Origin of the sequence: Terribacillus sp. DMT04, assembly GCF_019056395.1 — a bacterium.
GTDB lineage: Bacteria > Bacillota > Bacilli > Bacillales > Amphibacillaceae > Terribacillus > Terribacillus aidingensis_A.
Map to the genome: position 1 here is coordinate 2,636,140 of NZ_CP077639.1, position 25,919 is coordinate 2,662,058.

Here is a 25,919-nt window from a genome sequence, read left to right on the forward strand (position 1 = left end):
TATGCGTAATACTTAAATATCTATATTTTCTCTTAGTGATAGAGAAATCATGTTTAACAGCCATAAGCCCGATTAACTATATAAACAACCAATTACCGAATCGAGCTAACTGCGATAATTGGTTGGCAAGTTTTCATTATAAATGTTTAATCTCTTTAATAAACATCATTAGATGCTTAATGTAAAAGTATTCTTTTGATTTTTCTAATAGCTTTCAGATGTATCGGTGTTTCTGTGACACGCTTATACTTTTTTATAATAGGTTCCATATAATCTATAAAGTAAGTAAAATCATTATTTTCTTCTGCAAATCTGTATGCACTAAAACTATTTAAAGATATTTCTTGTCTTAGTTTGTATATTCTTTTTCTCTTTCTTGTAATTTCATTTGAGGGCATTACTCTCTTTTTAGGTCTCCATTCTCCTTTCTTATCTTTTAAGTACATTCTATAAGCTAGACCTTCTCTTCTATGCCTAAAACCACTTTGTTGAGATTTATATACATCATCGGAAGATATTTCTTGAATAAAAATCTTATTGCTATTATAACTTTCTTGTAGAATACTGTTTATAATTGGATGTCTAACTACTATTACGTTTGTTCCTAAGCTATCGGACTTGTATTCAGGCAACCATGCGTCACCGACAGTAACATCAGCAGTTTCTGCTACTATGTCATCACAAAACTCACAGGCATTAAATCTAAAATATCCTTGCCCCCAATTAGTTGTATACAAATCTCTAGTAGGACCCGATTCAACATTACCGTTTTTACCATATGCAGTAACACTGTACTCATTGGCAGGTTTATCTTCTACTTTTGTTCTGAAGTCAATTGTTTGTAGATCCTTAGGATCGATTCCTAACTGCCATCCAATTGACTTCGCAAACATGTCACTTTTAAGATGTCCGCATACTAATCCAATGCAGTACTTTATTCTTTCATTGATAATAGGATCTTTCTTGGCTAATAACCTTATTCCTTTAATAAAACACGGAATGCCAATTAAAGCGAAACTTCCTTCATTCTGTCTTACTAATTGTAAGACCTCTGATAACTCTACTGGATAATATTTTGATTTTGCTCCATCTTTAAGCTGTTCCAAATCATAAGAAATATCATATTTAAATATCTTTTTATTATCGGAGTCAGTTTCTTTGACATGTATAATACCATCAACTTCTCCGGATTCTAGTAACTTATAGGCTATCCAATTGCCCATCCCACCAGAAGATCCTTGTCTCCTAAAATTTTGTTCATTTACGTAACCCGCATAGTTTTTTATTGTAAAACCTGTATATTCATTAAACTTGGATTTATACTTTTCAAAGAGCTGCTGACCTATGTCTGTCTCATTTTCTACTCTATCTGAGAAAGGACACAGGTCCATTGGGTTATATTCTGTGTCATTATTTTCAGTCCGCCAATCCTCTTTCATAACTGGTATAAATCTTCCATCCTCATTCATTTTCATCTTAAATGGGGAATCAGTAGATGAAGCACATATTCCACAGCCAGTACAATAATCATTTGATATAATTTTTTCCTTTAATTCAATAATGTCATTTAATGACATATTATAACCCCCATATCATATTTCTTCCATTATCTTCTCATCATAAATGAGATAAATAGATTCTTTTCATTTTTATTTAACCCAACCAACCATCCAAGAGCGACAAATAGAACACAGTAAATAAAAGTATTTATCAACAGACCTTGAATTGCTTCAAATTGTGGGAGGCTGTACCTAATTAATCCAACTATTAAACTGGATCCTAGTACGGGAAATGATAAGGATAATATATTTTTCCAAAAAGAAAAAATATCCAGTTTTAATTTCATCTTATAATACAAGTTCATCATCAACACGTTACCTAAAAAAAGTGATGCACTTGTGCCAATAGCCGCACCTATACCACCATAGCTTTTAACCAAAGGTATTGATATACATACATTAACAATTCCAATTATTAATAGAGTGATAGAACGGAATTTTTGTAGATTTTTTGCCCACAGCATTGATAACCCCGTATTTTGTATAAGTGGTATAGTTAAAGGAATCATTATAATTAAAACTATATAATAAGCATCATTAAAGTTAGAACCAGCCCATAGCTCTATAAAGTTAGAACCACTTATTAAAAAACCTCCCATAATAAATGATATTACTATGTATTGTAGTCTTCCATACTTTATCATTAAAGCCGTTAAGTCTTTGGGTGTGGCATTATTAGCAACCATTATGGAAACCTTTGGCAAGAACAGACTACTAATAGATGTAGAAAACTGGATATATATATTAATGAATTGCATAGCAATTGCATAAATAGCAACAATTGATGTACTTGATAAAATGCCTAATATAACTTGATTGGTTTTCCAATTAATTTGATCTACCACTACTCCTAAGAAAATAAAAAAGGAATATACTAGTATCTCTCTAAAAAGTGACACTTCTATACTTTTAAATTTTAATTTTACATTTAAAATTTTAAAGCAATAAATCATCATTATTGATAAGCATATTATATTGATAGTTGTAGTAACGATTACTAGCATTATAGAATTATAACCGATCATTAATAGAGGGATTGTTATTAAAGGCATTGCAATTATCCTAACTAAGGATATAAATTTATCCAAGATAAATTTTTCATAAGCCCTAACCAAAGAATTAAAGATCGAAAGAGGGAATGAAAAGGCGAAATTAATAGTAAGTATAATAATCATAATTTTCGCTTTATCCAATTCAGCAACCGTTAAACCTTTATTGAAAATATAATCAACGTTTTGATACAACAATATACCAGCAACTAGAGTGACCATACCTATTACTGTGTATATTTTGAAAAACAAGCCGTTAAGCTGCGCTTCTAAGCTATTATTTCCAAGGGCTCTATTGCGCGCTGTATACCTAACAATCGAATTTCCTAAACCGAAATCCATTACACTAAAGTATGCCGCTAATGACCCAATCAATGAGTATAGTCCATATTCTGATTGACCAAGCGTATTTATAAGGAGAGGCGTATAAAATAATGCAATTATTATAGAGACTATAACAGTAGTGTAGGAGAGCACTGCCCCTATTTTAAATTGATTCAATTGATTCAACTTCCTTTTCATGGCAATGAATTTCCCAAGAATTCCAATGCCTTTTGTTTCTCTTCTTCTAAAGTAACTTTAATATCCGAATAATTCATTTCAAAAATATGTTCTTCCTTACAATTAGCAGCCATTCGAGACCTTAGACTAAATTTTGTCAATAGTGTTTCAATCCGTGAATTCATGGAATTAGTACTTCCACTATTCCTCTCGTATACAATAAAAGGACTCTCAAGTATAATTGAGAATACACAACCATGGAACGAATCTGTAACCACTAAAGTCGCGTCATTAATCAGGTTTATAAATTCACTTGGGCTTTGGATATAACTCTCTCTATCATTCAAATCTGCTAGATTATATATTTTCAAGTTATGTTTTTTACTCAATTTCTTTAGATGCTCTTTAACACTTTTATTCTTTTCTCCTAAAAAATAGGTTAGAATATATCGCCCTTTTGGTTTATTTGAAGGAGAACTTGATATATTTATCCACTCCTGCTTAGACAACATAAGAGTTGGATCGATCAAAACAGTAGCTTCTCTACCCGTTAACTCTTTGATAATTTTTGCTCCTGCTTCTTCTCTTACTGATAAAGCAGAAAAATCTGCGAGCCATTTAGTATACAATCCTGAATATTCAACTGGTATATTGGATATCCCAAAGCTGGCTGCGTAGGATACTCTCTTTTGGGCTGGAGCAAAAGTAAGAAAGTCAATTGACGATCCACTTCTGTAATTAGGATTCCATACTTGATCACTTCCTACAACAAAACAGTCGAACTCTCCTAATTTTTCATGATACGATTCTTCACTAATTGTATATTGTGATTCTCTTATATATTTGTTTGTAAAACTCTTAAAGTTAGTCTCTTTTTGTTGGCTATATTTACTTTTCTTTTTTTTATAAACATAATTATATTTCAACTTATTATTAATCTTACCTGCTACTCTTCTTATGGTTAGTTTCTTCAGTTTACTGCTCAACGATTCCGTTTGGTTGCCGATAACTTCCTTTTTCTTTTGGGAATTTACTATGGTCTCAGGAAAATATCCAAGTGATTTTAACACTTCTTGGGAAGCATAGTTTTGTAATCTATTTCCGTAATTTTTATAATCGTTAATGGTTATTATCCCTATCTTTTTCACAACATCACCTTCACTTATTAATAAGTTTTTTTACATAATTTTTGAATCTAAAAGCAATCACAATTAGAAAAAATATCCTAAGCTTTAACATGGAAACTATACATTTTTTAAATATCCCTTTTAAGTCACTAATAGAAATTTCTTTAAGGGAATTTACTATACTAACTTCACTTGCAATCTCAGATACGGCTTTCCTCTGGAAAATAATATTCGAATTATTATCTCTGTGAAAAACATTCTCTAATCCAATAAATAGCGTCTTTATCCAATCATTCTTAATTAAATCTTTATTATTTTTTAAAATGCCCCAAGAATTAAATAATAATTCCAGTTCTGTTGTTTCTTTTAATCTAAATTTAAACCTGTCAGAACTAAAAGCATTCTGTGCAGAATCAAATCTATTGATATGATAGTAATAAATTTGATTATTAACGTAAACCTTTTCCAAATCATTGTAGATTTGTTTATTAAATAAGGAGTCCTCTCCTAAAGTTCTAGTACTAAACCTTACTTTTTTTTCTTCAATATAACTTCGTTTATACAACTTATTCCAAAGTACGTGCATATTATGATTTACAAACAGCGTAGGAAACACTTCTCTAAAATCATTGCTAGAATTATAGTATTTTGTGTAATGTGTGAGGTCTTTAGATATGTCCGTAAACACCTCTTTATTTCCAAATAAAACCATATTAACGTTGTATTCTTCTGCCAGTCTAATATTCTCTGACAATAAATCCTTGTCCACATAATCATCTGCATCACAAAAGTAAATATACTTTCCTCTAGCTATCTTTAATCCGCTATTTCTCGCAATACCTACTCCTTGGTTTGTTTGATTTATTAATTTAATTCTATTATCTTCTAATTTGAATCTTTCACATATCTTCAAACTACCATCGTTAGACCCATCGTTAATTAGAATTAGTTCGAAATCATTGTATGTTTGATTTAAAATTGATTTAATACATTTTTCTAAATAGTCTTCTACATTATATACTGGAATTATAATACTTACTTGAGTCATCGAATTTTCACCTCAGTACTTATGACTGATATCCAGCTTTTAAGGATACTATCTAATTTAAAATCTTGGGACCTCTTATAACTTAAATCACTAAACAATTTTCTCTTTTCAGCATCATTCATTAACTTGTTCAACTCTTCAGTAAATATTTTTATGTTGTTCTTCTCAATGATTATCCCGTGTTCTCCAGCATTTAGTATCTCATCCGGCCCTCGGTTTTCGAAGCTTATAACTGGAAGTCCATAAGACATTGCTTCTGTAATAACAAGTCCAAAACCTTCCCAGCGTGATGTTGATATAAAAACTGAACCTGACAAGAAAAAGTCTTCAAGTTGTTTATCTTTAAGACTTCCTAAAAGTAATACTTTTTTAGTTAGATTTCTTTTTATAATAAGATTATTAATTTTATTTCTATCCAATCCATCTCCAGCAATTAACACTCGCCAACCAGGTTTTAGACCCCCAGCTATATCTAATAGATAATCAATACCTTTTTGATTCATAGCTAACCTTCCAGCAAATAGTATATTTTCTTGTGTTAAAGAGGAGCGCTTTGTTGGTGATAGTGTAAGTGGATTATATATGTAGTGAGTATTGTCATTGTATTTTTTAAACTTATCTTTATCCTTCTTGGTCAAACAAACTACAGTGTCTGCTTGCATTAAGCCTCTTTCAAAATCTTCTCGAATATGGTTATAGTAATTATTTAAGTAAATATCAAACTCATTATGTTGCCATGCTATTATGCTTATGGAAGGTAATCTACTCTTGATATGTGGGATTAACGCAGTTAGGTTTCCTTGGCATAAAATTAAACGATCAAAAGAGTTTTCCATCAGATATTGCACCAAATCATCGGTTTGTTCTTTGTAAATAGTATATGCTTTTAGATTACTATTTAAGTTTATAGCTTTATGTATCTTTGTTTTAAATTTTCTCATTAAACTCCGCTTATGAATAACTTTATTGACATTGACCTTGTTATCAATTTCATAATTAAATTCATTAATACCCGAGAAATCTACAATTGAAATCTCGTTATTTTCTTCTGCTAGAGCGTTGGCAAGTATTGTAGCAACTCTCTCTACTCCGCCCAACTTAAAGCCTTCATTTACAATACAAATTTTCATCTAAGAACACCTTTTCTAAGCTTTCGATCGCTTACTTGATAGGTACACAAAAGTTCTCCTCGGCAAGTATAAGGATATGCGTCTTACTAACATGGATTTATTTTTAGTTTTAACTTTATTAAAATAGGTAATAAATAAGTGACGGTATTCATAAAAGAATTTGTTTTTACCTTCTAGCTTTAGAGTATCTCTACACATAGAATAATAAAACTTAGATAAGTGAATATCACTAACAATATCTCTGTGCTTTCTAATAAAGTATTGTGTCGCTTGGTGTTTCATCGATTTACTCATTCTATTATCTAAATCCTCATGCAGGATTACTGAGGGATGTTGGTCAATAGATAACTTATACTTTTTGCTAAATCTAATCGCTAAATCCCAATCTTGGTGTTTATGTTGGTCACTATCAAACATTACTTCCTTAAAGCTATCTAGACGCATAACAATTGTAGATGTTCGAATATCTCCAGTGTCAGAAAATATATACTCTGCAACATTCATATTAGGTTGAAGTAAGGGGATTATTCTATCCTTGTAGGAAATACCGTCTGATATAGTATAACTACCAAAAACTCCCCCAGATTCTTCGTATTCTATAACTTCAATAGCGTTTTGCAAATGGTTTAATTTCCATTCATCATCACTATCAAGAAATGCTACATAATCACTTGTAAGTAGTTCTGCCCCTTGATTTCTAGCCTTCGCTCCTCCAACAGACTTTGAATTCTTTACATATTTGACACGTTGGTCGTTTCTTATGAAACCTTCAACTACCGAAGATGTGTTATCTTCTGAACCATCATCAACTATCACTATTTGAGATACTTCCGATCTAGTAACCTGAGCAAATACACTTTCTAAAGCTCTTCCAATTGTCTCCGCCCTATTCTTAGTGGGTATCACTACTCCAACAGTTGCCATTTTTTCAGCACTACCTTCTTAGTATTTTCTTTATATTTCTAACTACTTTCGGTCCCATTACTTTATTGGTTAAAATTACAATTTTTGTTAATAATTTGTCTTTGTTTGATTTCCAAGAGGCATCAAAATGGTGAATAGCATATGTATTTAAGCTAGTCTCTAATTCTTTTGTGGCCCAATTTTTTGGGCTAAAGTAATCACTAGAATAAATCGCGACATTCTCATTACTTTGATTTGAATTTTTATAAAAATCAATGCTATGCTTTTTACTTAGGATGTTAGACAAGATTTTGGTGTTTGGCACTTTGAAAGTTGCTACTTCCTGTATATCGATGTCCTCATAAAAATCAAGGAATTCATTTAATATTTCTTGGTTCTTTTCTGCCCCAATAATTGCCGTAGATACAAGTAATTCATCTTTACTTATTCCCTTTTCGAAGCAGGTGAAAAAACTATTATCCAAAAAATCGTCTAATGATCTTAATACTTCCATATCAGTATCAAGATAAACACCACCATATTTCTTAAGTACGTCTATTCTTACATAGTCCGCGACAAACGCCCATCTACCACGCTCATATTGCAACTTGACGAAATTTGATTTGTTCAGATTATAATTAGTCTCATTCCATTCGATTATTTCATAATCTGGTAAGTTTCTTTCCCAAGAATTTATGCAATTTAGTAGTACTTCAGGCTTCGCTTTTCCACCAAACCAACAATAATGTATTTTTTTTGGGATCATATTTTTGCTCCTTAGATATAAAGCTTTTCAACTATTTTTTCTAAGCCATCATTAAATTTTGTATTATTACTAGTAAAGTCAAAGTTGTCCAAAGGTGCATTGTAAATTGCTGCATTAAGTTCTTTCAAATTTCTAATCCAAATTATATTTTCTGACTTATGACTAAGAAAATCACAAAATTCTACTTGATGATCATTCACATGTTCATTGTGTTTCTTTTCTCTAGGTACAACTAATGGTATTTTTCCATGTTGAAGAGCGAGCATAATACTAGCAGGCCCGCCATGCGTTATCACAATATTTGCTTCTGCAGCTCTGTTATTCATTTCTTCATAACTCAGTAACTTCTTATAAGAACAATGCTGCGGGATATACGTACTATACCCTGTTTGGATGAAGATATCTTCTTTAATAGCTTTATTTCCCTTTAGAGAATCTATCTCTTTAATCAATCTATCAAAAGGTTGCTCATGTGTTCCTACTGTAACAAAAATCATTAGAATATGCCCCCCAAATCAATTGCTTTAGGGTATACTTGCTTCTGTTCAGGCCATTGGACGATGAATGCATCACAAATTGGGTAAACCAATTTACCAGTTAGTGTAGGTTTATCAATTCTATCAAACACTTCAATGTAGATTACCTTTTTCCCAAATAATTTCCCTAAATAGAAGAAAGGCACAGCAACAGCAGCACCTGATGAAATTATAATGTCAGGCTTCTCCTTAATCAGAACCTTAAAAGCAATAAATGTGTTACGGATTAGATTTTTTATATTTCTATTGGTTGGATAGTAACAAGAATACATTTTCTCGGCTGCCAACATACTTTTAGCATCTTCCTTATCAAAAGTAACCCAAAAACGATCCTTTGTTTCCCAAAATTTTTTTAATAAGTATAGATGACTTAAATGACCACCACTTGATCCCACTAAACATATTTTCAATTTCTCACCCTCTTTTATCAATAGGCATCTTTAGAACCTAATAAAACACCGACAGTTCTTAATATTAATGAGATATCTAATCTCATACTTCTAGTTTCAATATACTCTAAATCTAATTTAATTTGCTCTTCAAAACCCAGGGAACTCCTTCCACTCACTTGCCAAAAACACGTTAATCCAGGTCGTACTAATAACCGTTGTTTCTCATAGGAAGTGTACTCTTCTACTTCTCTAGGAAGTGCTGGTCTAGGTCCTACTAAAGACATTTCACCTTTCAACACATTAAATAATTGCGGTAACTCATCAACACTTGTCCTTCGTAAAAACTTACCAATAATAGTTACTCGTGGATCATCTTTCATTTTAAACATTGGGCCACTTGCTTCATTTTGTTCCAATAATTTTTCTAATAAATCTTCAGCATTTGAAACCATTGAACGGAATTTGTACATAAAAAATACTTGGCCATTCTTTCCTACTCTCTCTTGTTTAAAAAATATAGTTCCTTTACTATCTTCTACCTTAATAATTAATGCACATATTACAAACACAGGTAAGAGTAGGATAATTCCGCTGATAGATAACACTATATCTAACAATCTTTTGGCAAGAAGGTAACTCTTTGTACTCGTAGATTCTGCTTTTTCCAACTCGATGGCCTTATACACTTGTTGCTTCGATTCTGCCATTATATAACTCCCCCCTAGTCTAAAAAATCCCTAAAAACTTTTTACGTTTAATCCTCTCTGGAGCTTCTCCCACAATCGTTTTGCCTTCAACCATTTGTTCTGCATTTTCTTGGTATGTATAAATAATACTAGTGCCGTATAACTCTTCAATTTTCTGCATTGCTTCCTGGAGAAGAAATCCTCTGTTATGTATGTTATGGGCGTCAGAAGCTATAAAATGTGTAAGGTTTGCTTGTACTATCTCATGACTGAAGTATTTTATTTTCTTCCCAAATTTCCCTACTAGACTCGCAGCTGTAACTTGAGTTAATGCTCCATTTTTTACTAATTCATAGAGTTTTTCTGGTTTAGTTAGCAGCTCGCTGTTACGTTCAGGATGAACAATAATAGGTATAAAGCCTTCTACTTGAATGTCATATAACAGTCTGTTCGTAAACTTAGGGACAGTTGAGGTAGGAAGTTCCACCATTATATAAGGAGTATCCAAATTTACAGGTAAGATCTCACTCAAAGTCAACCCTTCAACCAAGCCTCCATAAATTCTTGTTTCCTGACCAGGAAGAATATTTACCGGTATATTTGCTTCCTGCAACTTACGATTTAATTCATCCACACGAACCAGAATATCGGATTGATAATTATTAAACTGATTATTTCGATGATGAGGGGTAGCAACAATTGTATGGATATTTTGTTCTACTGCTGCTTTTGCCATTTCAATGCTATTTTCTAAAGTTCGCGCCCCATCATCCACTCCTGGTAGTATGTGACAGTGAATATCAATCATATTTTCTCACCTTTCTACTTCCATTAAGAAGGAAAATTACAATGACCATTGTCCTAGGTGGACAACGAAAATATATCCTCGAATAACGAGGATATATTGCCATACTGTTAACTTCCATAATAGTAATATGTGTTTGATTTTTTCTGTGCAACATCGTTCAACACTACACCGAGCATCTTTGCATGAGCTGGTTCTAAAAGTTCCTTCGCCTTCTGAATTGCATCATATTCTGTCTGCTCACTCCTGGCTACAATAATAGAACCATCACATATATTTGCTAAAATTTGAGCATCAGTAACAGCTAATACAGGCGGTGTATCAAAAACTATTACATCATAGGTTTCTTGTGCTATTTGCAACATTTGCTTCATTGCTTTAGACCCTAAAAGTTCAGATGGGTTAGGTGGGATAGGTCCGCAAGTTAATATGTCTAAATTAGGAACATCGGTTTCTTTTACCGTTTCTTCTAATGTTTTCTCACCAACAAGTACAGTACTAAGTCCAATTCTATTATCGAGCTTGAACGTATAATGTACTGTCGGTTTTCTCAAATCTCCATCAATTAAAAGAATTTTTTTTCCTTGCTGTGCAAAAACAACACCTAAATTTGCAGTAGTAGAAGATTTACCTTCCGATGGGCCAGAGGAAGTTACAAGTAAGGTACTCAACTCTTGGTCGACAGATGCAAATTCAATGTTTGTTCTAATTGTACGATACTGCTCAGAAATCGGAGACTTTGGATTGAACTTTGTAATGAGAGACCGGACATTTGATTTAAACTGTTTTTTTCTTTTGGCCATTGTAATCTCTCCTAACTTGACTGCGTTTTTCCCTTGGATTATAGTGATTGTTTGTTTGCATATCTTCCTCGGTCATGTGGCTGATAATCCCGATAACTGGGACACCTATTCGTTTTTCAACATCAGCTTCGGTTTTGACTGTATTGTCCAAGTATTCCAATAGAAAAGCTAACCCAATACTTACCATCGCACCTAACACAAGTGCAATCGTTGTATTTAAAAGAATATTCGGACTAGTAGCTGATGGATTATCAACAGCCTCAGCTAGTGATAACGTTTTTACGTTCTCCAAGTTCATTAACTCTGGAATCTCTTTTTGGAAAACTTCTACTGTTGTATTAGCAAGATCAGCTGCTGCTTCCTGACTAATATCTGTTGCTGTAACAGTAATAATTTGTGTATCTGCTTCAGAAGCAACTTCTAGCTTCTCTGCTATTGCATCAGAAGATAGTGAGAGATTCATTTCTTTTGCCACTTCATCTAATATTACTGGACTTGTCATTACAATTTTATATGTATTTATCAAACTTATATTGGATTGAATCGCATTATTTAAGCTAGAGACATCCACGTTTTCTTCTTGGTTGACAACTACAGAGGCACTGGCCTTATAGGTCGGGGTAATCAAAAAATAACTAATTAACAGTGCAATTGCTGCAAAAGCTATGATCAGCGATAAGATCATCAAAAGTCGTTTTCTTAACACTGCAAAAATTTCCTTTAAAGAGATTGTCTCTTCCATTCATGTCCCTCCGATGAGAATACTTAATATGATAAGTCCAAAGACAAAGACTATACTAACTTTTCAAATTATGAGTACCTATATAATTATATCGGGTTTCAGATGCCATGCAATGTCTGATTTTGTCGAATAGTGTTACAAAATATATTCAGACTATGTATTTTCTTGAAAACAACTATATAATATATAGTACAAATTTCTCAGTTAGCTTGTAAAAACAAAGTAGAGTATACCACACAATTCCCAGTCGGAACATAGATTTACCAAAATATAATAAAAAGAGACTGGGACAAAACCCAAAAAATGAGTAATTAAGATGAGGCAGGCGTCTCCGAGAATTCGGAGATGTCTGCCTCATCTTTTTATCGTTAATGTATCGTTTATAGAAGCAAAAAAAGGACCCCTCTGATAGAATTAAGTTACGACACAAAACACAAAAGAGGAGGGTCCTTATGTTTAAACATTATACCATGTGTGAAGTCGTTTTACCTCTAGATTTGGAAAGAAAATTACCTGAAAATGATATTGCTTTTACCGTTAACCATTTAGTAGAAAGTATTCCAGATGAAGCTTTTGACGGTTTCCGTCGGGAAACCGGACACCCTGCTTATCACCCTCGCATGATGATGAAGATTATTTTATGTGCCTATACGCAATCCGTTTTCTCGGGCCGTAAGATTGAGTCATTACTTCAAGACAGCGTACGCATGATGTGGCTTGCCCAAGATTATCAGCCCAGCTATCGCACCATCAACCGATTCCGTGTGAACCCTCACGTAAAAGAACTCTTACGCCAGTGCTTTGTCCAATTTCGCAGCCAGCTGGTTCAAGAAAAAGTCATTGAAGAAGAAGCCATTTTTATTGATGGCACCAAAATCGAAGCAAATGCCAACAAGTTTACTTTTGTATGGCGGAAGTCCACTGAGAAATACAGTACGCAATTGGTGGAAAGATCGGCTCAGATGTATGAAGAACTGTTGGAGCAGGAAATTATCCCCGCAATCGAGCTGGAGAACCCCGAAGCCCTATCGGGCGAAGAGTTAACAAAAGTAGCAGAAAAACTGGACGAAAAAGTGCAGGAATACGATCGTCGCATAGAAGCAAGTGATGATACTGCCGAACGCAAGCAGCTTCGTTCCGAACGTAAAGCACCAAAACAGTACCGAAAGCAAGTCAATGATTTCATTAAACGGAAATCAAAATATCAGGTCGACATGGAAATCTTCGGAGACAGAAATAGCTACTCCAAAACTGACCATGGTGCCACTTTTATGCGCATGAAAGATGATTATATGAAAAATGGCCAGCTTAAACCTGGGTACAATGTGCAGCTGGCTACTGAAGGTCAATATGCCCTGGCCTATGATGTGTTCCCGAATCCTACGGATACGCGAACTTTCATCCCTTTCCTTGATAAGATTGAACGGGACTTTTTTGAGCTGCCCGACTATATTGTCGCGGATGCCGGATATGGCAGTGAGCAAAATTATGATGATGTGGTAAATAATCGGAAGCGCATCCCTCTCATCACCTATAATCACTACCGAAAAGAAAAGCAAAAGAAATATAAACAAGATCCTTACCAAGTAGCTCACTGGGATTACGATGCCGAAGGCGACTTTTTCACTTGCCCGAATAACCGGAAATTAGCGTTTCGGTACCTATCCGAAAGATGCGACAAATTTGGATTCAAGCGTCATTATCGCGTGTATGAATGTGACGATTGTACTGCTTGTCCCTTACGTGCAGAATGTACGAAAGCGAAAGAAGGAAACAACCGGAAAATCTATTACAACGAAAGATGGGAAAAACAAAAAGCATATACCCAGCAATTACTCAGCGAAAAAGAAACAGGGAAAATTTACGGGAAACGTAAAATAGATGTCGAGCCAGTCTTCGGATTTCTGAAGGCTCATTTGTGTTTCACTCGTTTCTCGGTACGAAGTAAAGAGAAAGTGGAAAACGAATTAGGATTCGCCTTCATGGCGGTGAACATCAGGAAGTTCACCGCCCGATCAGCAAGTATAGTAAGGAATTCAAAAAATATCAGATCAAAAAAGATCTCGGTCACCATTTTCCTGGTGACCGAGATCTTTTTTGTGTCAGAGAGGAGTTATGTCCCGCTCTCTTTTTAAGTATTATTATTCATTCTCTGTCTTTACTGATTGATTTAAGTATTCTTGCAGTTGATCCTTCAAATCTGGGCGATCTAGAGCAAATTCAATAGTTGCTTTAATGAAACCGAATTTATCACCTACATCATAACGATCACCACTGAACTCACAAGCGTAAACGGCTTGTTTCTTATTCAATTCCTTAATCGCATCTGTTAATTGAATCTCCCCACCTGCACCAGCAGGAAGAGTTTCCAAGATATCAAAGATTTCCGGTGTTAACACATAACGACCCATGATCGCATAGTTGGAAGGTGCTTCTTCTTTCTTCGGCTTCTCTACTAGATCGCTTACTTGTAATAGGTTAGGCTCGCTGGTTGATCCTTGTGGAGCAACCACACCATATTTGGATACTTCCGACTCAGGTACTTGTTGTACACCTACAATTGAACCACGGTACTTTTCGAAAGCATCTGTTAATTGTTTTAGTGCTGGTGTACCTTCCGTTTTAACAATATCATCACCAAGCAATACAGCGAATGGCTCATCTCCGATGAACTTCTTCGCTGTAGAAATAGCGTGGCCAAGTCCTTTGGCTTCTTTTTGACGGATATAATGAATATCCGCAAGGTTCGAAATGCCTTGGATTTCTTCAAGCATTTTCATTTTGTCCTTCTTGATAAGCTGATCTTCCAGCTCATAAGATTTGTCAAAATGGTCTTCAATAGCGCGCTTACCACGACCACTGACAATAATAATGTCCTCGATACCGGATTTCACTGCTTCCTCGACTATGTACTGGATTGTTGGCTTATCGACTATTGGCAGCATTTCTTTTGGCTGTGCTTTTGTTGCTGGCAGGAAACGTGTACCTAAACCTGCAGCGGGGATGATGGCTTTTTTGATTTTCATGCTTTCTGCACCTCTTTATGTAGTGTATGTAGATTGCGTATAGAGTGTTTCTTATATCTAAGAATAACATTTCCCGATTTAAAAGGGGTAAAACTATTTTTAGAGCTTCAACTAGCAACTCATACGAAAGTCCCTACCCACTTACTGAAACTGTAAAAATAGTAACATATGAAACTAGTTCGCTCAATAACTTCCTTTCTACATTTACCTACAATATATACAATGAATATTACAGTTACATTACAATGACGTAAATTCTGGTAAATTAGGTGACAAAATATGCTATAGTATGATTAATTTCTTGGAATATGAAAATAAAGGAGCAATTTACTAGAATGAAAAAGACGATTGTTACACTTGCTGCCTCTGCGGTTATCGCTAGTTCTTATGCCACGACAGCTGACGCTGCATCCTATAAAGTACAAAGTGGTGACTCGCTTTGGAAGATTGCGAGCAAATACGACACGTCCGTTTCCGAATTGAAGAAAATCAATAACTTGTCCAGTAGCTTGATTTTTCCAAATCAAGTTTTAAAGACTTCTGGATCTTCTAAATCAACAAGTAACTCTACTACGAAGACTTCTTCATCATCTTCTAGCAGTTCATCTACATATACTGTTAAATCCGGTGATACGTTAAGTGGTATTGCACATAAACATAATATTTCTTTGAACGATCTAAAGAAATGGAATAATATCTCCGGATACTTAATCTATCCTGGCGATAAGCTGAAGGTTTCTGCAGGAGGTTCTTCTTCATCGTCGAACGGTTCTTCCTCAAACACTAGCAGCTCGTCCAACAACAATAACTCTAGTTCCAGCTCTTCTTCTTATAAAGTAAAGTCTGGTGATTCACTATGGAAGATTGCGAATAATAACGGCGTTTCTGTTTCAAACTTGAGATCATGGAACAACTTATCATCTGACATCATCTATGTAGGCCAAACGTTGAAGATCAACGGCAAAGCAAGCAGCGGTTCTTCCTCGAAGCCCGCAACGAATACTAAAGTAGAATCTGCAGAGACTTCTTCTTCGAAGAGTGTGAGCAAGCTGATCAGCGTTGCGAAATCCCAATTGGGTGATCCATACGCATGGGGCGGCTCTACACCAGGAGGATTTGATTGCAGCGGGTTTATCTACTATGCATTCAAAAATGCCGGCTATGATATTTCCCGTACATCTGCGGAAGGTTACTTCAACCGATCTCATTATGTAAGTTCCCCGCAGCCAGGAGATTTAATCTTCTTTAAAGGAACTTATAAAGCTGGTATCTCTCATATGGGTATCTACCTTGGCGGCGGTCAGTTCATCCACGCGGATAACGACGGCGTTCGCATTACAAGTACAAGCAATCCTTACTACGCGAAACATTTCGATAGCTACAAGCGTTTTTATTGATTCCAAGAGCTTGGGACAGATTCTTCTGTCTCAGGCTTTTTTTGTTTGCTTTCAGAAGTGATAAGCTGGCGCAAATCGGTAAGCTGGCGGGCTGCCGCAACGACGAGAAACAGCATGATGAGAACGCCTAGCATATAGAAGACCATCTGAAACATTTGCTTCGCCTCTCTTTTGTGTTGTTATGTAATTAGACGAATGAGCAGACCGTTTGGTTTCGTTTTCATACAATATTCTTGCGCCTATTTAATCGGTATGCATAGTTCGCAATAATGTCTGTTGACTAATTCTTCCCTGTATCTTTCCACGAGTGGACGATTGTCTGCTTCCAGCTTATGTTTTAACAGTTCCTCAGCTATGGTTGACCATGCTTGTTGAATAGCTGGCGCTGTGTGCGCCACTATAAAACAAGCATACTTTCCTCCTGCTGTTCTTCCAGCTTCAACAATCGTGTCATTTTCTAGATTATCTGCAAAAACGATAGCCGCATCGTATCTGCATTTTTCAGGCGGGGTCGATGTCGGGTCGTCGTGTGAGATACCAAGTATAATAGAAGTTCCTGTGAACAAATCTTTTGCTGCAGCCCATTGCTTCAATTCTTCCATCGTTTGATAATTAGCATCTCCATAAGCTCCTACTCGACGTATGTAAGCGACTTTGTAACTGGGCAAGACTTCGATTTGCATGTGCATGTCTTTTCATCTCCGCTCTATTTGTTTTCCTTACTTTTCCAATCTACATCCGTATAAAAAAGAATGCACGCTATTTTTTATAAGTGGTTATTTCTTCCCATACAAAAAAACGCATCCCTATATACGGAATACGTTTGTTTTTACAATTCGATATTTCGCCACTTTTACACATGTTCCTTCTTGGGGAGAAGATGTGATGTCAAAATTGTCCATGAGACGCTTGACACCTGGTAGCCCTCTTCCTAATCCGCCGCCTGTTGTGTAGCCATCTTGCAGTGCTTCCTGTAGGTTATCAATGCCTGGACCATTGTCTTTAGCGGTGACAAAGATGCCGATTCTTCTCATATCTTGTTCACTGTGTATGCAAATCGTTCCGCTGCCGGCGTACTTGTAGATATTCCGGGCAAGCTCGGAGATAGCTGCGGTGATTCGAGCTTGTTCTACGGCGCTGAATCCGAGTTCTGCTGCTAGCTTTCTGCCTTGTGATCTGCTGGTGACGATATCTTTTTCACTTGTTATCTGCATGTCAGACACCTTCCCCTTATCAGGAGCTGAGACTGCTTGTAGCCTACTAATATGAATATACAGGTCCCCTTTATTTGGTTAAACCATTAAAAAAAGCCAAAGCGAAGGACAGGTAGTAGTGTCCTTGCTTTGGCTTATCGCTAGTTCTATGCCCAGCTAATGTTGGCCAAAATGTTTTATTCCATTTTATTCGGATCGATAATAACAACGATCATACTGCGATCCGCTTCGAATGCCCAATCTACAAAAACTTCCTGTGCAGCACCTTGCAGCAATTGACTTTCTTTATCAAACGCCTCACGCAATGCTCGCCTCTCTAAACTTCTCTTTGCCCGACGCAATACCTTCGTTTCTCCGACGCGGATAATTTCCTTCTCGATGTTGACAAGTATTCCCTGACGATAGATGACTAAGGTTCTATTATTAAGTCTAACAGATTTTACCTTGTCCGGCAATCTCTCTGTTTTCTTTGTGACATTTGCAACTAACTTATCAATTTCTGACAAAGCTGGATCTTCTGGCCGATTACTGAATTCGTCGGTTGCGGCGATGATGACCCCGCCATTGGTCTTCATGTCCCAATCATAATAAAAGTAGGGGAAATCTTGCTCTGTCTCCTCTTGAATTTGCTCTTTCAACTCAGGCAAGCATTTTGCCATCAAGCTGTCTCTTGTTTCATAAAGCAAGCTGTACTGTTCATTCTCAATCAGTACCTTCTCAACAGGAGTCTGCAAATCTCTTAAATAGATACAGATAATGCCCTCTCCTACTGAAACGAAGACACTTTCTGGTCCTTTGCCAAAATGTTTACGCAATAGTCTTGCTGTGAAACTTGATAAAACTCTCTGCTGATCTCTTATCTCCATTTTCCTGTACCTTTTCCGTTTTATTTTCTATTATATTGTACTGTATTACCGACATAATTTGAATAAAAAAAAGCCTACACTAACGGATTTTAATCGTCATGGTGTAAGCTTCGTCATTTTGTTCCATCGACATCGACAATTCTTCTCCTTCAAGGATGATACGCGGCATATCTTCCAGTGTTCGTTTCGCTTTTGGATTCTCATATATAAATGATTGCGGCATAAAGAAGAGACTGTTTTTTCCATCCTTTCCTTTCTCCAATACAATATCATGGAGGTCAGGTAATTCAATATGATGATTTGCTATATATATCTTCGCCACAATAGGCTTGTGATTGAAAACGAAAAAGTAATTATCGTTGATGGACGAACCTCTCTTTGTTCTTTCGACAAAATCCTGCACACTTATTGTCAATGAAGGGCAAGCCATTTCTTACCACTCCTTCCCTGCTTGAGCAGATGTAGCGTTCTTCTAAGTTGTGCTTGCTACTTACTATTTACCCTGCAAACGGAAATATAAACCACTTATCCACAGGTTTATGAAGCTTTTGTACCGGGGCAAATGTGCTTTAGATAAAGGGGTTGTGGTACACTAACATTCTATGATCTCACATTTTTCGACAATGGAGGAAAGTTATGTACCCGACAAATACACGACGCGAAAAAACGACATTATTCTTTCATATATTATGGCCGATTCTTATTACACAAATTAGTTATAATTTGATGACCGTGATTGATACGATGATGTCCGGCCGTGCCGGCACAGATGATTTAGCTGGTGTTGCGGTTGGCTCCAGTCTTTGGATGCCCGTATACACAGGGCTGACCGGCATTATGCTTGCGATAACACCGATTGTTGGTCAGCTGATCGGCAATAACAAACGCAGTGATGTCGGCAGAACCGTCACACAAGGCTTTTATTTAGCAATTGTTATTTCTCTTATTGTGCTGGCCGTTGGTTTCTTTGCACTGCAGCCTGTATTAGGGATTATGGATCTAAGCACTGACGTACATACTGTCGCTACTGATTATTTACACGGCTTAGCTATTGGGATTGTCCCATTATTCGCTAGTGCCGTGCTGCGCAACTTTTTTGATGCGCAAGGCTACACACGTGTCACAATGATTATTTTGCTTTTGGCATTGCCTGTTAATGCGCTGCTTAACTATCTGCTTATCTTCGGTAATTTTGGCTTCCCGGAGCTTGGCGGTGCTGGTGCTGGTTATGCAACAGCAATTACGTATTGGTTTATCTTTGGGGTCAGCGTGTTTCTGACATTCCAAGTGAAGGAAATGCGCAGTCATTATCTGTTTGTGCGCTGGTATAAAGTATCGTTCCAAGCTTGGAAGGAACAATTGAAGATTGGTGTGCCAATGGGCCTCAGCACCTTTTTCGAGGCAAGTATATTCAGCGTTGTCACCTTATTGATGGGCTCTTTGTTTGATACAAACATTATTGCCGCCCATCAAACTGCCTTAAACTTTACGACACTTATGTTCATGGTGCCGCTAAGCATCTCCATCGGCATGACGATTGTTGTTTCGTATGAAGTTGGCGCTCGCCGTATGGAGCACGCCAAGCAATATGCCATTTTAGGCGTTAGTTCTGCTATTGTCTTTATCGGTATATTGAGCTTATTCTTATTCCTCTTCCGGGAGCAAATCAGCTACTTGTACACATCTGACCGAGCCGTTGTGCTGCTGGCGATGCAATTCATGCTGTTTGCGATTATGTATCAATTCTCCGACGCAGCTCAAGCTTCCTTGCAAGGCGTCTTGCGTGGCTACAAGGATGTAACAGTCCCGTTTATTATCGCGTTTATTTCGTATTGGATTGTTGGTTTGCCGAGCGGCTATCTGCTGGCTCGTTATACAACGCTTGAGCCGTATGGTTTCTGGGTCGGTATTACATTAGGACTCACATGTGCAGCGATCGGGTTCTTTTTACGGCTGCGGTTTATTCAGCGGAAGGAAAAGCAGGCGGCAGTTTAAAGCTTTTTCCTTCGCTATAGACAAATAATTGGAGACACGATATTCCAATTCCTGTATAATTCTCTTAGATTACACGACTAGGAGATCTGTGAATGAATCGTGAAAAGTGGATAGATATAGCAAAAGGGTTAAGCATATTACTTGTTGTTATTGGGCATTGGGGCCACTTGGAAATAAATCATTTTCTTGCTTGGTTCCGCATGCCTTTTTTCTTTTTTGTAAGCGGACTCATTTTTAAGTACGTCGCAAAGGAACGCTATCTGTTATGGAGTAAAAAACAAGTCCTCCAATTAATGGTTCCTTACTTGTCATACGGTATTTTATTTATCTTTATCTTTTACCCTTTTAATCCGACTAGTGCCTATTTAATTGATACAACTTATAACTTCCTTTATGGCGGGATGGTTCTTAAAGGCGCGCATACTATATTCTGGTTTATTACCTGCCTTCTATTAACAAGACTGCTTTTTGGGTTCCTGCTTCGTTACGCGTTATCTATCCAGTTCATCATTATAGGAAGTGGTTATCTACTTTCTCATCTTTTAGCTGTTTATTATCCAAACTTCTCCTTTCCCTGGAATGCAGATGTAGCATTTGTTACCTTAGGTTATTTTGCATGTGGCTATTATATGAAAAGCATCATCACCAAATGGATTACCAGCAAAAGAATAATTGTGACCTGTCTGTTCATTTGGTTCGCTTTTATGGGGTTAGATGTTAGTGGCATACTTCGTTATACACTTGATTTGAAATACAGAATCTATGAGCATATGCTGCTGGATTTACTTGTCCCAATCTCTATCGTTCTAGTCGTTCTTTCTGTTTGCTATTTTCTAGCAAAAACAACTCTCTTTGATTGGATAACCAAACTGGGAGAAAGCACGGCAACTATTATGTACTTGCATGTTCCGCTTAATATGCTCGTTGTTTTGCTAATCGATTATCAATATGAGTTCATACTATACACGGTGATCGGCATAAGTATTCCTTTGATTCTCGGATATTTACTCCACTCTTCTTCTATACTCTCTTTCTTATTTTTAGGAAGAATTCCGGTTCGTCATCAGAACAGAAAAGACAACCAACATATTTCATAAGCTAGATTCCAGCTTCCGTTTTATAGACGGGAGCTTTTTTCATTGGTTACTTTGATAACTTTCCTAATTGAGCCGAGTTGCGGCAAAAAAACAGGAAATAATGTCATGAAATTCGGGCTACTTTCCCAATAAAAAACAAAGCACAGTCATGCTATGCTAGAGACAGGCAAAAACTTACAGACTAAGGAGTGTAACAGATGCGTTCTGACGTCACGTTCAACTCAGAAGAGCTAAAGGAACTGCTCAATTTGTGGTATATGAATATCAAATTGAAAAAGGTTCAAGCAGCGGACAAGCTGAAATCAGAAGTATCCGAACAGCTCGCTAAAGGAGAAGCGACTGACGACGTCGTCAAGCTTGCACTTCTGATTCATAGCCGACACCACATCCTCTGCAAAAACTATCCAGAAGCAGACAAGCTCATCCGCCAAGTAGAAGGCTTCTCTCCTTATCTCAAAGAAGAGCATCTCTACTACCTGCACCTATTCAAAGGCATGTACCTTTATTCGACAAAAGACTATTACAACGCCATCGAGGAATACGGCCAAGTCGAACCCTACCTGTGCTACATACAAGACGAAATCGAAAAAGCGGAATTCTTCGACCTGTTTGCATCCGCTCTCTACTATTTAGACTATACAAACCGATCAGCCATCTATGCAGAGAAGGCGATATACATTTATCAGCTATATCCGACATATGAGAAGAAGCTGACGAGGATGAAGAATTTAATTGCGCTTAACTATATTGATATAGGTGAGTATGATCTGGCTGAGGAGTACTTGCATTCTTCCTTACAAGATACTAATACCAAGCACAACATCATGGTCCAAGTGAGTGTTTATCATAATCTTGGGATTCTCTACGATCGAAAAGGACTGAACGAAGCTGCTAAGCGTTATCTATCAAAGGTACTTGAACACAAAAGTTTCGAAAACTATTTATCTACAATTTTTATGTTAAGTGATATTTCATTTAGAGAAGAAGATCATCAAAGTGGTGTCTATTATTATAAGCTTGGAACAAACCGTTTAATTTCCGAACCTGATAAAGATTACTATTGGAAATTTAAAATTTTGCATGCAAAGTACATTCAACCGAAACATTATATTGACACTCTATCTAAGGCTGTTGATTACTTCTCCACTATGCACCGTGTATATGAAACTCAAAAATATGCAGATGAGTTAGCAAACTATTACAGCAATAAAAGGAATTTTGAAAAAGCAAATCATTTTTATCGGTTAGCGATGGGGAACCTAAACAATGTCGTCATATTTCATTCAAGGAGGTGATAAAAATGACAAAGAAAAGAATCGTTGGATTACTAGTACTTGTAACTATCTTAAGCAGTGTAGCAGGCATCTCATTTAATGACACTGCTGAGAAAGGACACCTACCGAACGCACCTGTACTTACAGATTTCTAATACGTAAACAGCAAATAACCGGCGCAGTGATTGAACTGCACCGGTTTTTCTTATTTTCCAAATTTATAGCTTAGCGCTCCGACTACATCTGTTTCATAAACAAAAATACCACCAGCAAGTGGTTCTTTCTTTAATTCTTCTTCTGTTAGATTCTGTCTTGCTGTTGTGATGTATAGCGTCTTCCGTTCCGGGCCACCGAATGTACAGCTCGTCACTTGGCTGACTGGCAAGTGAACCTCTTTTAGCCGCTCGCCTGTTTCCGGATTCCAGCGGGATACTTTTGCTCCGCCATAATGGGCAATCCATAGCTTGCCTTCTTCATCAATTGTCATGCCATCCGGTCTGCCATCGCTGATGGAAATAACCGTCCGCGGATTGCTGATTTCACCTTTTTCTCCATCATAATCAAAGCATTGTACATCCCCTGTAGGTGTATCAATATAATAAAAATACTTGTGGTCCGGACTCCAAGCCAGTCCATTCGAGTTTCCAATACCATCTATTATCTTTGTTAGTGTCCGATCTACGTCCATGCGGTAGAAAGCGCCTTTGTAACCGCTGCCTTTTTTAGGCATCGTTCCTGCCCATAATCTGCCGTAAGGATCAGCCTTTCCATCATTAAAACGATTGGAAGGTCGGTCTTGCTCGGGACTGTGAAGCAGCACTTTCGCTTTCACATCACTGTCTGTCTCGTAAATACCTTCTTCCATTGCCATAAGCAATCCGCCGTCTTTCTTTAAAACAACCGCACCGATTTTTTGGTCAACTGGAATCTCCCGCTTCTCTTCTGTTTTGGTATTAAAGATGTGGATGGATTGCCCGTTAATATCAACCCAATACAGCTCTTCTGTCTCTTCCCGCCAAAACGGACCTTCAGCTAGACTATGCTTTGTATCTAGGAATAATTTCGCTTCTGCCATCTTCCCCACTCCTCTGTGTATGTATGAACTGTTATAGTAATAATAACACTATATGACCACCTATTACCTGAATTGCCACTAACGAAGCGACAATTGAAAAAAAAGGAGGAAAGTCGATGATCGGAACAAACCGTTTGTTTATCCGGCCATACACAAATGATGATCTTTCGTTTTTGGAAAGCCTCCTCTCAGATCCTCAAGTCATCCGTTACATTGGAAACGGAAAACCGCGAACCAAACAAGGTGCTCAATTGTTTTTCAATTGGAACTTAACGCATCGAAAAGACAATGCGCAGCTTGGGCTGCAAGTGCTGATTGACCGAGAAACAGGAGAAAAAATCGGGCATGCTGGGCTTGTGCCGCAAGAAGTAGATGGTGTGACAGAGTTGGAGATCGGTTATTGGATTGCGCCAGCTTTTTGGGGTAAGGGCTATGCAACCGAGGCTGCGTTTGCTTTTAAAGACGTAGCATTTGAGCAATGTAATGTGACTCGTATCATCGCTTTAATTTATCCCGATAATCTTGCTTCTCGCCGAGTTGCGGATAAATTAGGTATGCGCATGTGGAAAAGTATCGAGCGTCATGAGAAGGAAGTGCTGGTTTATGCCAAAGAAAAGACCCCTTCCTAAGAAGGAGGCAGAACTTATGCGTCATACCCATTCGGAGGGTTTTGATGCCATCTCCACGCATCTCCATTGATATCTTTCATATCCGTGCGTGTCGGGTTCCAGCCGAGTACATCCTTTTCTATATCACTACTTAACTCAGATTATTATCAATTTCATAGAAAAGCCGCTTTCTAGTAGAAAGATACTATATAATAGACTTACAATCTACTAATATTTGTTAGGAAATAGATGTAAGGAAGGAAGGTTTGAATTGATCCAATATAACGAAGAAGAATTTGATAATGCATATGAAACAGAAATTAACCTAGTAAATGATCAATTAGGAAAAGAAATAGTCTTTGCAATGATTGGAGACGTTAATTCTGGGAAATCATCCACAATAAATCAATTAGTAGGCAATAATGTTGCAGAGGTAGGAGCCAAGCCTGGGGAAACTGTAAAGATTAAGCGATATTCACATAAAGGAATAATCTTTGCAGACACTCCTGGATTAGATGACATAAATAAAAAAAATTCAGAGGAAACGTATAAATTTTACAAAGAAGCTGACATTATACTATTCTTTTTGAATGCTGCAGGTACGGTCTTCTCTGATGGAGAGAAAAAGTCATTCAATGAAATTAAAAAATCAAACAAAAACATAATAATTGTCTTAAATAAGATTGACGCTGCGGATGATATAGCTGATCTTGTCAGCTATATCAGGAAACATTCCAAGAACAAATTCGATATTGTCCCTATTTCTTCTAGAACAGGTGAAAACATTGATGAGCTAAGAGGCGCAATCATGGATATATTAAAACGCAAAAAAAAAGATATTCTCTTCGCAAAAAAAATAAAAGAAAAGTCCGCTATAGCTAATAAATGGATAGTGGCCGCAGCAACCTCTGCTGGTGCAGTAGGAGCTACACCGATCCCTGGCTCCGATATAGTGCCCATTACAAGTATACAAGTTGGCTTAATGGTAAAGTTAGCTACATTATATGAAAAACCAATAATTAAAGAACGAGCAAAGGAATTAACGATCACTTCATTGACAGGAAACGTTGGGAAAAGTCTGTTTCGTCAAGTAGCTAAATTAATTCCAGGAGCGGGATCTGTAGCCGGGGCAGGCGTAGCTGGTGGTATGACTCTGACACTGGGTTACGCTTTAAAGTATGCTTATGAGCATGATATAAATTTAGATGCTGAAACTTTGGGATATTTATATAAAGCATATAAAAAAGCAGATTGACTTATATCGATCTACATTAACTTATATCCAATCACTCAAAATAAAGGCTGCCCAACATGTGGCAG

The 25,919-nt window shown here is 36.8% G+C and carries 28 protein-coding genes; 8 read left to right on the forward strand and 20 right to left on the reverse strand.

The annotated features are described in order from the left end of the window. Positions 1–176: 176 nt before the first annotated feature. From KS242_RS13830 to KS242_RS13890, 13 genes are all read right to left on the reverse strand, one after another. A complete protein-coding gene (locus KS242_RS13830; protein ID WP_217321862.1) occupies positions 177–1,577 on the reverse strand; it encodes a Coenzyme F420 hydrogenase/dehydrogenase, beta subunit C-terminal domain in 1,401 nt (466 codons plus the stop codon). A gap of 29 nt (positions 1,578–1,606) precedes the next feature. Next, entirely contained in the window at positions 1,607–3,109 is a 1,503-nt protein-coding gene (locus KS242_RS13835) for an oligosaccharide flippase family protein (RefSeq protein WP_217321863.1), read from the reverse strand. 17 nt (positions 3,110–3,126) lie between these two features. Continuing rightward, entirely contained in the window at positions 3,127–4,257 is a 1,131-nt protein-coding gene (locus KS242_RS13840) for a polysaccharide pyruvyl transferase family protein (RefSeq protein WP_217321864.1), read from the reverse strand. A 10-nt stretch (positions 4,258–4,267) separates the two neighbouring features. Beyond that, positions 4,268–5,284, reverse strand: a complete 1,017-nt coding sequence (locus KS242_RS13845; protein ID WP_217321865.1) for a glycosyltransferase family 2 protein — start codon at positions 5,282–5,284, stop codon at positions 4,268–4,270. After that, a complete protein-coding gene (locus tag KS242_RS13850; RefSeq protein WP_217321866.1) occupies positions 5,281–6,414 on the reverse strand; it encodes a glycosyltransferase in 1,134 nt (377 codons plus the stop codon). The genes KS242_RS13845 and KS242_RS13850 overlap by 4 nt, the downstream gene beginning before the upstream one ends. 15 nt (positions 6,415–6,429) lie before the next feature. Then, a complete protein-coding gene (locus tag KS242_RS13855) occupies positions 6,430–7,338 on the reverse strand; it encodes a glycosyltransferase family 2 protein (RefSeq protein ID WP_217321867.1) in 909 nt (302 codons plus the stop codon). 10 nt (positions 7,339–7,348) lie between these two features. Then, complete coding sequence (locus KS242_RS13860; RefSeq protein WP_217321868.1) at positions 7,349–8,083, reverse strand: glycosyltransferase family 32 protein; 735 nt, start codon at positions 8,081–8,083, stop codon at positions 7,349–7,351. Between the two features lie 11 nt (positions 8,084–8,094). Next, positions 8,095–8,580 (reverse strand): glycosyltransferase, encoded by a 486-nt coding sequence (locus KS242_RS13865; RefSeq protein ID WP_217321869.1) that lies wholly within the window; start codon positions 8,578–8,580, stop codon positions 8,095–8,097. Then, positions 8,580–9,029, reverse strand: a complete 450-nt coding sequence (pssD, locus tag KS242_RS13870; RefSeq protein WP_217321870.1) for a PssD/Cps14F family polysaccharide biosynthesis glycosyltransferase — start codon at positions 9,027–9,029, stop codon at positions 8,580–8,582. Before pssD ends, KS242_RS13865 begins: the two co-directional genes overlap by 1 nt. Positions 9,030–9,046: 17 nt before the next feature. Next, the gene (locus KS242_RS13875; protein WP_217321871.1) at positions 9,047–9,718 is read right to left on the reverse strand and encodes a sugar transferase; all 672 of its coding nucleotides are present in this window, start codon (positions 9,716–9,718) and stop codon (positions 9,047–9,049) included. A 19-nt stretch (positions 9,719–9,737) separates the two neighbouring features. Next, complete coding sequence (locus KS242_RS13880; protein ID WP_217321872.1) at positions 9,738–10,505, reverse strand: tyrosine-protein phosphatase; 768 nt, start codon at positions 10,503–10,505, stop codon at positions 9,738–9,740. A 107-nt stretch (positions 10,506–10,612) separates the two neighbouring features. Continuing rightward, positions 10,613–11,305, reverse strand: coding sequence for a CpsD/CapB family tyrosine-protein kinase (locus KS242_RS13885; RefSeq protein WP_217321873.1), 693 nt, complete (start codon positions 11,303–11,305; stop codon positions 10,613–10,615). After that, a complete protein-coding gene (locus KS242_RS13890; RefSeq protein ID WP_217321874.1) occupies positions 11,280–12,047 on the reverse strand; it encodes a YveK family protein in 768 nt (255 codons plus the stop codon). The genes KS242_RS13885 and KS242_RS13890 overlap by 26 nt, the downstream gene beginning before the upstream one ends. 452 nt (positions 12,048–12,499) lie before the next feature. Here KS242_RS13890 and KS242_RS13895 point away from each other — a divergent pair, with 452 nt between their 5' ends. Continuing rightward, on the forward strand, positions 12,500–14,182 hold the full coding sequence (locus KS242_RS13895) for an IS1182 family transposase (protein WP_217321875.1): 1,683 nt from the start codon (positions 12,500–12,502) through the stop codon (positions 14,180–14,182). Positions 14,183–14,188: 6 nt separating this feature from the next. On the opposite strand, the gene galU is transcribed toward KS242_RS13895, so the two are convergent. Continuing rightward, positions 14,189–15,073, reverse strand: coding sequence for a UTP--glucose-1-phosphate uridylyltransferase GalU (gene galU / locus KS242_RS13900; protein ID WP_217321876.1), 885 nt, complete (start codon positions 15,071–15,073; stop codon positions 14,189–14,191). Between the two features lie 335 nt (positions 15,074–15,408). Here galU and KS242_RS13905 point away from each other — a divergent pair, with 335 nt between their 5' ends. Next, the gene (locus KS242_RS13905) at positions 15,409–16,470 is read left to right on the forward strand and encodes a C40 family peptidase (RefSeq protein WP_217321877.1); all 1,062 of its coding nucleotides are present in this window, start codon (positions 15,409–15,411) and stop codon (positions 16,468–16,470) included. On the opposite strand, the gene KS242_RS13910 is transcribed toward KS242_RS13905, so the two are convergent. The 5 genes from KS242_RS13910 to KS242_RS13930 all read right to left on the reverse strand — a co-directional run bounded on the left by KS242_RS13910 (position 16,464) and on the right by KS242_RS13930 (position 18,980). Further along, a complete protein-coding gene (locus KS242_RS13910; RefSeq protein WP_217321878.1) occupies positions 16,464–16,625 on the reverse strand; it encodes a hypothetical protein in 162 nt (53 codons plus the stop codon). The two genes, KS242_RS13905 and KS242_RS13910, sit on opposite strands and share 7 nt — an antisense overlap. 84 nt (positions 16,626–16,709) lie before the next feature. Beyond that, positions 16,710–17,159 (reverse strand): AraC family transcriptional regulator, encoded by a 450-nt coding sequence (locus KS242_RS13915; RefSeq protein ID WP_217321879.1) that lies wholly within the window; start codon positions 17,157–17,159, stop codon positions 16,710–16,712. Positions 17,160–17,276: 117 nt separating this feature from the next. After that, a complete protein-coding gene (locus KS242_RS13920) occupies positions 17,277–17,684 on the reverse strand; it encodes an ATP-binding protein (RefSeq protein WP_217321880.1) in 408 nt (135 codons plus the stop codon). 176 nt (positions 17,685–17,860) lie between these two features. Further along, entirely contained in the window at positions 17,861–18,550 is a 690-nt protein-coding gene (locus tag KS242_RS13925) for a Na-translocating system protein MpsC family protein (RefSeq protein ID WP_217321881.1), read from the reverse strand. 79 nt (positions 18,551–18,629) lie between these two features. Further along, a complete protein-coding gene (locus KS242_RS13930; protein ID WP_217321882.1) occupies positions 18,630–18,980 on the reverse strand; it encodes a hypothetical protein in 351 nt (116 codons plus the stop codon). A 206-nt stretch (positions 18,981–19,186) separates the two neighbouring features. On the opposite strand from KS242_RS13930, the gene KS242_RS13935 reads away from it, so the two are divergent. From KS242_RS13935 to KS242_RS18220, 4 genes are all read left to right on the forward strand, one after another. Beyond that, complete coding sequence (locus KS242_RS13935; protein WP_217321883.1) at positions 19,187–20,545, forward strand: MATE family efflux transporter; 1,359 nt, start codon at positions 19,187–19,189, stop codon at positions 20,543–20,545. A 92-nt stretch (positions 20,546–20,637) separates the two neighbouring features. Beyond that, positions 20,638–21,642: an acyltransferase family protein gene (locus tag KS242_RS13940; RefSeq protein WP_217321884.1), complete on the forward strand. Its 1,005-nt coding sequence runs from the start codon at positions 20,638–20,640 to the stop codon at positions 21,640–21,642. 197 nt (positions 21,643–21,839) lie between these two features. Then, positions 21,840–22,937, forward strand: a complete 1,098-nt coding sequence (locus tag KS242_RS13945) for a response regulator aspartate phosphatase (protein WP_217321885.1) — start codon at positions 21,840–21,842, stop codon at positions 22,935–22,937. A gap of 5 nt (positions 22,938–22,942) precedes the next feature. Further along, positions 22,943–23,071 carry a hypothetical protein gene (locus tag KS242_RS18220; protein ID WP_256444497.1) on the forward strand — a complete coding sequence of 43 codons (129 nt, stop codon included), beginning with the start codon at positions 22,943–22,945 and terminating at the stop codon, positions 23,069–23,071. Positions 23,072–23,121: 50 nt separating this feature from the next. On the opposite strand, the gene KS242_RS13950 is transcribed toward KS242_RS18220, so the two are convergent. After that, complete coding sequence (locus tag KS242_RS13950; protein ID WP_217321886.1) at positions 23,122–23,991, reverse strand: SMP-30/gluconolactonase/LRE family protein; 870 nt, start codon at positions 23,989–23,991, stop codon at positions 23,122–23,124. A gap of 116 nt (positions 23,992–24,107) precedes the next feature. Between KS242_RS13950 and KS242_RS13955 the strand changes: the two genes are divergently transcribed. Both KS242_RS13955 and KS242_RS13960 read left to right on the forward strand, forming a co-directional pair. After that, complete coding sequence (locus KS242_RS13955) at positions 24,108–24,620, forward strand: GNAT family N-acetyltransferase (protein WP_217321887.1); 513 nt, start codon at positions 24,108–24,110, stop codon at positions 24,618–24,620. Positions 24,621–24,870: 250 nt separating this feature from the next. Beyond that, positions 24,871–25,854 carry a GTP-binding protein gene (locus KS242_RS13960; protein ID WP_217321888.1) on the forward strand — a complete coding sequence of 328 codons (984 nt, stop codon included), beginning with the start codon at positions 24,871–24,873 and terminating at the stop codon, positions 25,852–25,854. Positions 25,855–25,919 lie beyond the last annotated feature (65 nt).